Annotated in this window: 14 protein-coding genes; 4 read left to right on the forward strand and 10 right to left on the reverse strand. The window is 46.5% G+C overall.

From position 1 onward, the window contains the following. The first annotated feature begins 434 nt into the window (after positions 1–434). The 3 genes from LEPBO_RS0107570 (at position 435) to LEPBO_RS0107580 (ending at position 1906) form a co-directional block, all read left to right on the forward strand. Positions 435–1124: a hypothetical protein gene (locus LEPBO_RS0107570; RefSeq protein ID WP_017286944.1), complete on the forward strand. Its 690-nt coding sequence runs from the start codon at positions 435–437 to the stop codon at positions 1122–1124. A gap of 193 nt (positions 1125–1317) precedes the next feature. Then, positions 1318–1542, forward strand: coding sequence for a GIY-YIG nuclease family protein (locus tag LEPBO_RS45025; protein WP_017286945.1), 225 nt, complete (start codon positions 1318–1320; stop codon positions 1540–1542). Between the two features lie 157 nt (positions 1543–1699). Then, positions 1700–1906: a hypothetical protein gene (locus LEPBO_RS0107580; protein ID WP_017286946.1), complete on the forward strand. Its 207-nt coding sequence runs from the start codon at positions 1700–1702 to the stop codon at positions 1904–1906. Positions 1907–2014: 108 nt separating this feature from the next. Here the strand turns inward: LEPBO_RS0107580 and LEPBO_RS0107585 are convergent, their stop codons facing one another. Further along, a complete protein-coding gene (locus LEPBO_RS0107585; protein WP_017286947.1) occupies positions 2015–3184 on the reverse strand; it encodes an LL-diaminopimelate aminotransferase in 1170 nt (389 codons plus the stop codon). 14 nt (positions 3185–3198) lie between these two features. Next, complete coding sequence (gene trxA, locus LEPBO_RS0107590; protein ID WP_017286948.1) at positions 3199–3531, reverse strand: thioredoxin; 333 nt, start codon at positions 3529–3531, stop codon at positions 3199–3201. 101 nt (positions 3532–3632) lie between these two features. On the opposite strand from trxA, the gene LEPBO_RS0107595 reads away from it, so the two are divergent. Next, on the forward strand, positions 3633–4019 hold the full coding sequence (locus tag LEPBO_RS0107595; RefSeq protein WP_017286949.1) for a hypothetical protein: 387 nt from the start codon (positions 3633–3635) through the stop codon (positions 4017–4019). Positions 4020–4089: 70 nt separating this feature from the next. Here LEPBO_RS0107595 and LEPBO_RS0107600 read toward each other — a convergent pair whose 3' ends face one another. The 8 genes from LEPBO_RS0107600 to LEPBO_RS0107635 all read right to left on the reverse strand — a co-directional run bounded on the left by LEPBO_RS0107600 (position 4090) and on the right by LEPBO_RS0107635 (position 9776). After that, complete coding sequence (locus LEPBO_RS0107600; RefSeq protein WP_017286950.1) at positions 4090–4437, reverse strand: thioredoxin family protein; 348 nt, start codon at positions 4435–4437, stop codon at positions 4090–4092. 51 nt (positions 4438–4488) lie between these two features. Then, a complete protein-coding gene (locus tag LEPBO_RS0107605) occupies positions 4489–5196 on the reverse strand; it encodes an NnrU family protein (protein WP_026148482.1) in 708 nt (235 codons plus the stop codon). A gap of 29 nt (positions 5197–5225) precedes the next feature. Next, on the reverse strand, positions 5226–7037 hold the full coding sequence (locus tag LEPBO_RS36405; RefSeq protein ID WP_190711093.1) for a serine/threonine-protein kinase: 1812 nt from the start codon (positions 7035–7037) through the stop codon (positions 5226–5228). A gap of 21 nt (positions 7038–7058) precedes the next feature. After that, complete coding sequence (locus LEPBO_RS0107615; protein ID WP_017286953.1) at positions 7059–7715, reverse strand: V4R domain-containing protein; 657 nt, start codon at positions 7713–7715, stop codon at positions 7059–7061. Then, complete coding sequence (locus LEPBO_RS0107620) at positions 7715–8212, reverse strand: globin family protein (RefSeq protein ID WP_017286954.1); 498 nt, start codon at positions 8210–8212, stop codon at positions 7715–7717. Before LEPBO_RS0107620 ends, LEPBO_RS0107615 begins: the two co-directional genes overlap by 1 nt. 13 nt (positions 8213–8225) lie before the next feature. Beyond that, the gene (locus tag LEPBO_RS0107625) at positions 8226–8540 is read right to left on the reverse strand and encodes a hypothetical protein (RefSeq protein WP_017286955.1); all 315 of its coding nucleotides are present in this window, start codon (positions 8538–8540) and stop codon (positions 8226–8228) included. Next, positions 8537–9217: a V4R domain-containing protein gene (locus tag LEPBO_RS0107630; protein WP_017286956.1), complete on the reverse strand. Its 681-nt coding sequence runs from the start codon at positions 9215–9217 to the stop codon at positions 8537–8539. Before LEPBO_RS0107630 ends, LEPBO_RS0107625 begins: the two co-directional genes overlap by 4 nt. 85 nt (positions 9218–9302) lie before the next feature. After that, positions 9303–9776 carry a globin family protein gene (locus LEPBO_RS0107635; RefSeq protein ID WP_017286957.1) on the reverse strand — a complete coding sequence of 158 codons (474 nt, stop codon included), beginning with the start codon at positions 9774–9776 and terminating at the stop codon, positions 9303–9305. Positions 9777–9825: the final 49 nt, after the last annotated feature.

A 9825-nucleotide genomic window follows, 5' to 3' on the forward strand; every position in this document is an offset into this window, starting at 1 on the left:
TTGTTTGTCGTTACTGCTCGGTCTAATCAGGTGAAGTTGGATCGTAGGCAGACGAAGACTTGCTTTCTTCGAGAAGAAATACTTAAATTTTCTGTCTAATCTGCTTCTAAGGGGTATCATACCGAACATCGGTCGATCTAATATTCCAAAGGTCCGAATTAGGCAGAAGCAGTCAAGCTAACTCCCCAATCTAGAGTGTTATACCGGCTCTCAGCAGCCTAAATCGCTCCAGAGGAATGTTATGCTGACTGTCTTCGGGCTAACAGGTGATTAGACGGAAAGAGTCAGGCTAAACAATTGTTGGGCAGTATTTCTTTACGTAGTGGAGGGCAAGTAGATCCAAGTTTTCTAGGTGGCTGGCTAGGATTTTCAAAACCACGTTTCAAGACTTAAAGCGGTTAAGCTTTATAAAACTAGAACCTGAAAGTCAATTTATGGTTGAATTTAAGTGGGAATTGCTTCTTGATATTATAAGAACAGCTTGCACGGTCGGTACATTCTTTATAGCTATTAGTGCTTTTAGAATCTTTCTTAAAAATAAGCTTGCTGAGAAGCAATTAGATTTAGTGATTGAATTGATTAGAGAAATATCTGACTCTAAATTAATAGTTGTTTATCGACTTGATCCTCAACAAGCGTCAGAGATGATGAAACGCGGAGTCGCAGGTGAGATAACTCCTCAATTATCTTTATTTGGCATTGCCTCTGATGTTTCAAAAGAAAACTCTCCGTTGTTCTTACGTCAGGATGTCTGTGATCACCTGACCTCAATTAGTAGACAATATTCAGAAAATCCCTTGCTTCCTACAAAAATTGCCTTCTCTTTACGTCAAATTGTGCCTCGTCCTAAGGGTTTAGTGGTTAAGGCAAACCAGGCTGGCTATGTATTTGATCTTTGTGAAATACCTAAAAATTCAGTTATTTATTTAGCTCAAAATTTAGAGAACTTCGATAACAAAGGGATAATATCGGCGTTCTCTACTTATGGTGAATTTGTGACAGTATGTAGAGACTTAGTTATATCTATAGAGATTTGGCTAAGTAAGTACGGAATTAAGGATGTCAATGCATTGCGAGGGGGTAGTCGTAAGTCCACAGAAAAGAGCAGCCCAACAAGGCGATAAAGCGGACGTGTTCAACTTTGTAGTTGAGTTGCAAAGGTTGTTTTCCGCTGCTTATCTTGGTCGTTAGACTGCTGAATTTCGGTTAGGACACAACTTGAAACTTGTCCATGTTCTAAGCAACGATTTTCAATTACTCCCGCAGTTTTAACTACATAGGAAGATATAATTCCGTGCGGTCAAATTTCTGATTCCTATGCCATCGAATAACTCTGAGTCGCAAGCTCAAGCCCGAAGAATTTTAGATGCGATCGCCTTTATCCCTTTTGAGCAGTGCCAACTACTAAGCCGTGAGTTTAATAGTCTTCCTGCACGTCCCGGTATTTATGCGATTCGGCACAAAAACGATGGGTTGCTTTATGTCGGTAAAACGAAAAGTTTACGAGGTCGCTTTAGCGGTGGGCACAAAGCTTTTTTATAGGCTTGGCTTGACAAATACAATGACGAGGAAGTTCGGATTGCGGCACAGGTTATTTCTCATTGGGAGAACCCCACGTTACTATTGGAGCTAGAAGCCATAATTCTAAGAGCCACTGAACCCCCTTACAACGCCCAGATCCCGACTGAAAGGTGATGCCATGCAAGCCAAACTTCAAGAGAGACTTTCTCCCGCCGATGCAGAGGTGATTTTAGGACGGTTGCCTGAGCGGATTCGTGCTGCTCTCATGACGCGTGCTGCTGAAATTGAATATCCAATCGAAGCAGTAGTTGAAATGGCGATCGCAAGCTTTCTTGATTCAGAAGCGTTGGGTTTTGCAGATTGTAAACCAGGGCGCGGTCAGTAGCGTATTTTGGTTGATGCTTGCATGGGCTAACAATTCAAATACAACGGACAGCCCGAAAGGCTTTCTGCTCTATTCTCAGTCTTCCGCCTATTGGCACTGAATCTGCTGCTAACCTCGCAAAAATCCCGCAATTCGATCGACCGCTTCCACCAAAATTTCCGGCTCATGCACTAACGCAAATCGCACATATCCTTCTCCCGACTTGCCAAATCCTGCTCCTGGAGAAACCGCAACTCCCGTCGCCTCAACCAACTTCACCGCAAAGTCGATCGAATCTTTCACCCAAGGCTCCGGCAACCTCGCCCAAACATACATTGCCGCTTCAGGCATCGGCACAGGCCACCCAATCTCATGTAAGCGATCGACAAACACATCCCGGCGATGCCGATAAATCTCAACCGCTTGATGCACCCCCGCTTGATCACCTTGCAACGCTGCAATTGCACCATTCAAAATGCCAAGATACTGATTAAAATCAACCGCCGCTTTCACTTGTCGCAGCGCCAGAATTAACTCCGAATTGCCGATCGCATATCCCACCCGAAATCCGCCCATCTTGTAAGACTTCGAGAAGGTAAAAAACTCGATCGAAACTGTCTTATCTGGATCAGCTTGCAGCACCGAAGGCATAGTTTCCTTACCCAGATAAAAATCTGCATAAGGAAAATCATGCACCAAAACCAGATCATGCTCTTGACAGAATCGCACCGCTTTTTGGAAGAAAGACAACGGCGCGATCGCAGTCGTTGGATTGTGCGGATAGCTCAATACCATCATCCGCGACTGCGCCAAAACCTCTGCTGGAATCTCCTCGAACACAGGCAAAAACTGATTTTCAGCCCGAAGCGGCATCGGATAAATCTGACCACTTGCCAAATAAACCCCACCCGCATGAGAGGGATAGCCTGGATCGAGCAGCAGCGCAAAATCACCCGGATTCAAAATTGCCAGAGGTAAATGTGCCGTTCCTTCCTGGGAGCCGATGAGGGGTAAAACCTCAGTTTCTGGATCAACCGCGACTCCAAACTTCTTCGTGTACCACTCTGCCGCCGCTTGCCGAAATGCCTTTGTCCCATGAAAGAGCAAATATCCATGGGTAGACGGATCATAGAGAGACTGAGCGATCGCTTCAATCACATGCGGCTCCGTCGGCAAATCCGAAGATCCTAATGACAGATCCAGAATCTCTCGCCCCGCCGCTCTTGCTCTCGATTTTGCCCGATCCATATCTGCAAAAACATTCATTTGCAGGGGGGCTAAGCGTTTGGCAAACTGCATTTTTCTACCCTTAATTAAGCGGTCACTAATCCTTTGTTCAGCAATTCCTCAATCTTTTGCTTGTTCATTGCTCCTTCCGCCGATTGCTTCATTTCGCCATCCTGAATCAAGCGAAACGCCGGAACGCCTTCAACTTTGAATTTTTTCACGCTTTCGGGGTTCGGATCGACTTCCATTTTCACCACTTTTAAGCGATCGCCGTATTCTTTCGCGATCGTCTCAATCACTGGAGCCATCAGCCGACAAGGACCGCACCACTCTGCCCAAAAATAAACCAAAACGGGTTGAGTGGCGTTCAATACCTCAGCTTCAAATTCCGAATCACCAATTACAAGAACGCTACTCATGATGAGATTTCCCAACAAATTGCCTTTTCAATTTTAAAGCCCTTCGCTACGTTCTGGGAAAGCGTTACAGTGAGAAAGCACGCATTCAGTCTCGATCGTCTATGTTTGGTACTTTTCAGCAGAGCAGTCTCCGCATCGAAGTCGAAGCTTCTGAAGCCACGCTGACTAAAGCGTTGACCGATGTGAACGAATTACAAAAATGGCTCTGGTTTGAGCGCTTCTCGATTGGCTATCCAGAAACCCTGACTCCTGGCGTAAAACTCAAAGGGCAAGTCGGATTGGTCACGATCCAGCACGAAGTCGAATTGAGTGAACCTCATCGCGTTCGCTTTCTGCTTAGCCAGGGCATTGACGGCTTTCACGAATGGGCGTGGGGCGATGGCTGGGTACAATCGCGCATCGAAGGCATCTCTCTCCTTCCGCTCAATCTTGGACAAACCGCAACGTTATTGAGCCTGAAACAATATCTGCAATCAAAAGCTGCTTGAACTCGCCGCAGATTCACAAAAAAAACGATCGCCTAACCAGACGATCGTTTGCAAATATTATCTAATAAAATTATATTTTCCGAGCCGTGCTCGCTGCCGGAACCAGAATTTCTTGGAGAATCGACTTCAACTCCTCACGGCGTTGATAGCAATCGAGCCGATATAGCACCTGACCGCCCTGAAACAGAAGCACCGTCGGCAATGTCGTAATCCGATACATACTGGCGAGCTTCAAATTCTCGTCTGCGTTAACACCCACTAATTTCAACTGAGTGCCCCATTCTTTCAGGAGCAAATTCAGCGAAGGTTCAATCAACCGACAGATTCCACACCAGGGTGCCCAGAAATGCACAAGAACAGGGGTCGTAGACTCAAGAACTTCTTGTTTAAACGCCCCTTCGCTAATGCCTGCTTGCATAGTTCTCCAGAATGATTAATTATTTGCTTTTTACTAACGCTTGGGATCATGCTACCAGGGTACGTTCCCAGATGCACGAATGACGATCGGATGAAGCCACCAAAACAATAGCGTAAATGCAGTCACACCGAGGTATGCAGGACGTAAAAATTCTTTTAGATCCAGTTTCTGCTTCCCCGAAAAAATCGCTCCAAACGGAACGATCGAGGTTCTCGCTTTCACGGCTTCAAACGCTTCGCCATACCGAAGTGCTAACCGTCGATCGCCATTCCACACCCCAAATAAATGATGCAAAATTAACCCGATCGAGGTCACAACCATGAAACTGGTTCCTATCCATACTGTATGAGTAATGCACCACAAGATTTGTCCGACCATTTGCGGATGTCGCGAAATCCGAATTATTCCGCTTTCGTATAAATGCACTTGCGGTTTTTGAATCGCTGCGATCTCTAACAAATTAAAAGTCGCGGGATAAAGAAACAGAAAAGAAATCGCAGATCCGATCCAAACGGCTTCACTCACACCCGGAATGCCTTGCACATTCCAGAGTTGCAGCCCATCATACCGATGATTAAAAAAGTAAATCATCATCGGAACGGCAATCCCTAAACTCACCAGCGCAAAAATCACACGGTAAAATCTTGCTCCAATCCGCTGCTCTGCCATCATTCGCAACGAAGCTAACCCACTATGCGCGATCGCAAATCCAACCAACCAACCGAACATTATCAAATGGCTCGACGTAAACCAAGACATACCCAACTGAAATGAAGACCAGATCTAGCTTACAAGCTTGCGGAGCGGATCACTTCAAGATTCAAAGTATACAGTGTACTTTGTCCAGCATTCCAGGTAGCAATGGCTAAGCCCGTTTCTCCGTGCGCCGCGATCGCGCAAATCCCCGCAGGAAGTTCTGCCTGCCCAATTTGCTGTCCATTGTAGTCGAGCGCAATTAAATGATGATCATCACACACGACAATTCCCCAAGGATAAGCAGTGACGAATTTTGGGGTGATTAGAATTCCAACTCGGATCACGCGATACGGTTTGAGATGGAGCAACACAAGCGATCGTTCAAACCCTGTTTCAATCGCAATTAGAAAATGAGCATTCCTCGTTGGAAAGACTCGCTCAATTTGTAGAGGAATGCTGAACGTCCCAAACGCTTTTCCATGTCGATTGAAGAAATCGAATCGGGTGGAGCCAAGTTCTCTAGATACCAGTTTTCTAGATACGAGTGCAATGTGTCGAGTATGAAGGGCTGCGATCGCAATGAATTCGCCAGATCTCGGTTCGCAAAGTGCAGGACGACAGGCAAGCTGCGCCTGTGGTAATGTCCAAATGCTGAAAAATTTAGCTTGGCTTTGGTTGAGTGTTGCAACAGCCATCCATTTGCCAGATGGGTCGATCGCAATACGAGAAGGGTGATTAAATTGAGCCACTCGCTGCGCAGTCGTGTCTGACAGTCGATAAATTGAACGCTCCGTGACCGCAAAACATCCGCTCGATCGCACGATTAAGTCCTGAATGGGTTCTGCAATGGCATCGTTGCGCCGAATCTTTCCGGCACGGCGATCAAAGAATCCCTTGGCATACGATCGAGCGGAAATCGCTTGATCTTGGCTGTAAAAGATCAAGCTCGACTCGCACAAATCGCGATCGCATTCAGGCAAGACTTCAATTACGGAAAGTTGATCAACCCGATCAAGTAAAGCTTCTTGTCTTAAAGTTTGCAAGGTAAATTTTGGAGCCGCGATCGCCGTTGCAAAGTTGTGCGGGGCGAATTGCGGTTGAGATCGATCTTGTATCGCCCCTTGCAGCGCCTCAAGCATTTGGGTTGCAGACTGATACCGTCTTGCTTTTAACTTCTGAAGTGCCGTTAAAATTACCGTCTGTAGCCGTGTCGGAATATGCGCGGGAATATTCACAGCTTGATTGAGATGCGCCACCATTAAGTCAGGCGGTGCGCCTGAAAACGGGCGATGCCCAACTAACAATTCATACAGCAAAACACCAACTGCATAGAGATCCGTTGAGTGAGAGTACTGCCCATAGAACCGCTCCGGAGCCATATAAGCAGGTGATCCTGTTAAATTTGCAGGTTCACGAGTCAGGTCGTGACTCAAGCGTGAAATTCCAAAATCAGAGATTTTTGCACTCCAACCTGAAGCATCCACACTCAGCAAAATATTCTCAGGCTTAATGTCACAATGCACAATGCCTTGAAGACTCGCATGTTCTAATCCTGCGAGCACATCGCACACCAGTTTTACACTGAGCGCTGGATGTAACCGATGATGATTTTCCATCAATTGCCGCAGCGTTCCACCCTCGCAATACTCCATCACGAGGCAGCGCTTTCCCTGCCAATGCTCGATCGCTTCACAGGCAACAATATTTGGATGTTCAAGCGTTACTAAGAACTTCAATTCTCTTAAAAACTGGCTCGTTGGAGAGCCAGTCAAATCGAGGGCTTTGAGCGCGACTAACTTTCCAGTTTGACGGTGCATTGCACAATACACTCGTCCAAACTGTCCCCGCCCAATCAAGCCTAAAATTCGATAGTTCGATCGCTTGACTTCCTGTAACCTCAACACATCCGCGCGACTCATCCCAAGCTAGACAAATAAACGAGGCAAAATTGATTCGTGGTCGAGTTGCTTATCGACTAATGCTTCAGCCACTTCTAGGCGTTTTTGCAGCCCGATAATAAAGAGATTGCTTGCTGCTCCGAGCGATTCACACTGAGTCTGCACACAATGTAAATCCCGCCCTGCTAGTTGGCTAAAAACCGATGCCAAAACGCCAGCTTCTAGAAAACACGACGGCACTTCAGCCTCGGTTGCAAGTCTTGCAAAAGGCGAATGATGAGTTTCAACAATCAGAAATCCACGATCGTGATACGTCTGATCCAGATTCAACTGACCCAGCCCGTAAGTGATCCAACATTGCTTCAATGCCTGAAGAAAATCCGCCATCTGCATTTCGACGAGCGGAGTTTCGTAGTACTCGCTCACTTCATCTCGAAAGCGATTGAAGAAATTTTTTCCCCACCAGCGTCCGCAGTTAAACAACACTAGACGAGAAGCTTGTCCTGTTTCCTTTGCCAAACCCGAGTAGATGGCTTGGATCAAAGTCTCGGGAAGTGCGAGTAAGCGATCGCCCCGACGACTTTCGAGCAATCCCATTTCTAGATCGCCGCGCACATAGACATCGCTCGCGTAATAGTTTGCGGGAAGACGATCGTGAATTAATAAATCGCGAACAGAAATCATTAGAAAATACCTGCAACAGTGAGCATTTCTTCTTCCTGGGCTGGAATAACAGGGTCAACAAGACTCAGAAAAGGTTCTAACAGCGCAACTTGCTGAGCATTGAGAGAGAACCGAAGCTGTTGCTGTATCAATCGGAAGAAGACAGCATTGATTTTTTGGTCTTGATGCAATGCGATCGCATCCTTGAGCCAACTCAGCAAGCGCTTTTGTACATATTCGGCATCATTGAGCAACATTCCCATGGCACATTGACGCAGGATTAACATGCCATATTTGATCGTGCGCTCCAAAGCAGTTGTCTCAATGCTCGGCAGTTCGAGTTGCAGTTCATCAGCGGCACGCTGAACTAGATCAATTTCGTGATCGCGGAGGGCACGGTATGCACTCATGCGCTCTGAAATCGAAGCAACATATTGCCCGATCACTTGTAATTCTTCGGGTTTGAGATAGCGGTTCTCGGCTTCGTCAAATACGCCTTCAAGAGGAGATTGCATCATCGTTTTAGAGAAGTTAGAAGAGGTTAGAGAAATCAGTCAGAGTAAACTTACTCTCAGTTAGTTCATCAGATAATCTTTCCGGTTCAGGAGCCACTGCCATCGTGACCGCTGGCGTTCCATCCCAACGCATTGCGGCAAAAAATTGCTTCACTTTTAGCTCAAACGAGAGTTCGGTCAGCACTTCAGGCGCGACGGCTTGCTCCAACATCGCGACTTCTTCAGCCGTCGAATACTGCGCTTGATTTTCCCAATTACAAGTCGTGAAAAAAGAATGAACGGAGGACTGTAGCCAATTCTGAGTATCTTGGGGAGCGAGTGACGAAATCATTTCAACTCTCCCGAACGTAACCGTTTTTCGATGTCTCTTGCGGTTGCACCTTCATTCAGCCAGAACGATGCCGCATCGATTCGCTCTTGCCCACCGAGCAAGAATTTACAGTAAGTCTCACCCATCGAATAGCATTGAATCTCAATACAGCTGAGTTGCTTTTTGACGAGTTCCGTGAAGAAACCTGAGAATAACCCTGCATACAAAAAGCAGACGGGTTTCCCAACATCGCCCAAGGTTCTCGCAACTGCCGAATCAAAGACATTGATGAACATAAACCCTTGTTTGCGATCGCCCAAATCGACTTCCCAACGTCCCCAACCTTGCGCCGTGAAAGGCCACCACCAAGTTTCGAGCAAAAACATCAAATTCGTCTGACGAATCGAGCGATCGTATTCTTTCTCAAACCACTTCTCGAAAAAGAAAGCGTCTTTTTGCCCCCACTCACACCCGATTGTGTACATGGTTGCGGCTGAGGCATCTCCGACTTCTTCTTCTAGCCCTTCGACTAAGCCAATGATAAAGTCTTCAGTCGTCAGAACGTTCTGACTATTATTCCAATCCACGATCGTGCCTTGATCGGGGTCGAACTGGAAAAAATCCTTGAAACCATAATGGTTGTGCTTTTTGGGATTTTTGAGTTTTGAGGGAGTTTGGTGAGCAAGGGAGAACGCCATAGTCGCGACAAGGGTGGAAGGACAAAAAGGAAGCAACAACAGGTTGCGCTGATAGTGGTCAGTGTGCCCAGAACAAGCTCTGAAATTAGACGGTTCCAAGCATTCGACGATTCACTTCCAGAAGCGGCAGGATCAAATTGGCTTCACTCGGGGTGAGCACTTGTTTGACCACTTCTTGCATCACGGTATAAGTCACGCCACAGGATTTTTGAGCGTTGAAGGCACGCATAATGGTCTGAAACCAAAATAGAAATCGTTCTCTCAACGTTTCTGAATCATCCAACAGCATTGCGACGGCAGAATAGCGCAAAACTCTTAAAGTGTCGCGCTTCCATTTCGGTGTGACGTCCTCGCTCCCATTGCGGAGTAAGGTTGGATCGATCGCTCTCATTTTGGCGAGGACTTGTTGAACAATCGCAGCTTCGCTCGCTTGTAATTTTTGATAGGTTTGGACGCGCAATTCAAACGATCGAGCATACTCCGCCAAAAAACGAAGCTCCTCATCGGTCGCGTAACGTCCTTCGGTTGTTTGACTTAACCGTTGGATTTGGCTCAGCATAGGGGGTCGCAATTACAGCAATTACATTTGTATGCAGCGTTCCCGATTG

The sequence above is a fragment of the Leptolyngbya boryana PCC 6306 genome (assembly GCF_000353285.1).
In the GTDB taxonomy this organism is placed as follows: Bacteria; Cyanobacteriota; Cyanobacteriia; order Leptolyngbyales; family Leptolyngbyaceae; genus Leptolyngbya; species Leptolyngbya boryana.

What these genes read in the sequence shown, in the direction of transcription:
- LEPBO_RS0107570 (WP_017286944.1), top strand. Translation starts at nt 435, where the DNA reads ATGGTTGAATTTAAGTGGGAATTGCTTCTTGATATTATAAGAACAGCT.
- LEPBO_RS45025 (WP_017286945.1), top strand. Translation starts at nt 1,318, where the DNA reads ATGCCATCGAATAACTCTGAGTCGCAAGCTCAAGCCCGAAGAATTTTA.
- LEPBO_RS0107580 (WP_017286946.1), top strand. Translation starts at nt 1,700, where the DNA reads ATGCAAGCCAAACTTCAAGAGAGACTTTCTCCCGCCGATGCAGAGGTG.
- LEPBO_RS0107585 (WP_017286947.1), bottom strand. Translation starts at nt 3,184, where the DNA reads ATGCAGTTTGCCAAACGCTTAGCCCCCCTGCAAATGAATGTTTTTGCA.
- trxA (WP_017286948.1), bottom strand. Translation starts at nt 3,531, where the DNA reads ATGAGTAGCGTTCTTGTAATTGGTGATTCGGAATTTGAAGCTGAGGTA.
- LEPBO_RS0107595 (WP_017286949.1), top strand. Translation starts at nt 3,633, where the DNA reads ATGTTTGGTACTTTTCAGCAGAGCAGTCTCCGCATCGAAGTCGAAGCT.
- LEPBO_RS0107600 (WP_017286950.1), bottom strand. Translation starts at nt 4,437, where the DNA reads ATGCAAGCAGGCATTAGCGAAGGGGCGTTTAAACAAGAAGTTCTTGAG.
- LEPBO_RS0107605 (WP_026148482.1), bottom strand. Translation starts at nt 5,196, where the DNA reads ATGTCTTGGTTTACGTCGAGCCATTTGATAATGTTCGGTTGGTTGGTT.
- LEPBO_RS0107615 (WP_017286953.1), bottom strand. Translation starts at nt 7,715, where the DNA reads ATGATTTCTGTTCGCGATTTATTAATTCACGATCGTCTTCCCGCAAAC.
- LEPBO_RS0107620 (WP_017286954.1), bottom strand. Translation starts at nt 8,212, where the DNA reads ATGATGCAATCTCCTCTTGAAGGCGTATTTGACGAAGCCGAGAACCGC.
- LEPBO_RS0107625 (WP_017286955.1), bottom strand. Translation starts at nt 8,540, where the DNA reads ATGATTTCGTCACTCGCTCCCCAAGATACTCAGAATTGGCTACAGTCC.
- LEPBO_RS0107630 (WP_017286956.1), bottom strand. Translation starts at nt 9,217, where the DNA reads ATGGCGTTCTCCCTTGCTCACCAAACTCCCTCAAAACTCAAAAATCCC.
- LEPBO_RS0107635 (WP_017286957.1), bottom strand. Translation starts at nt 9,776, where the DNA reads ATGCTGAGCCAAATCCAACGGTTAAGTCAAACAACCGAAGGACGTTAC.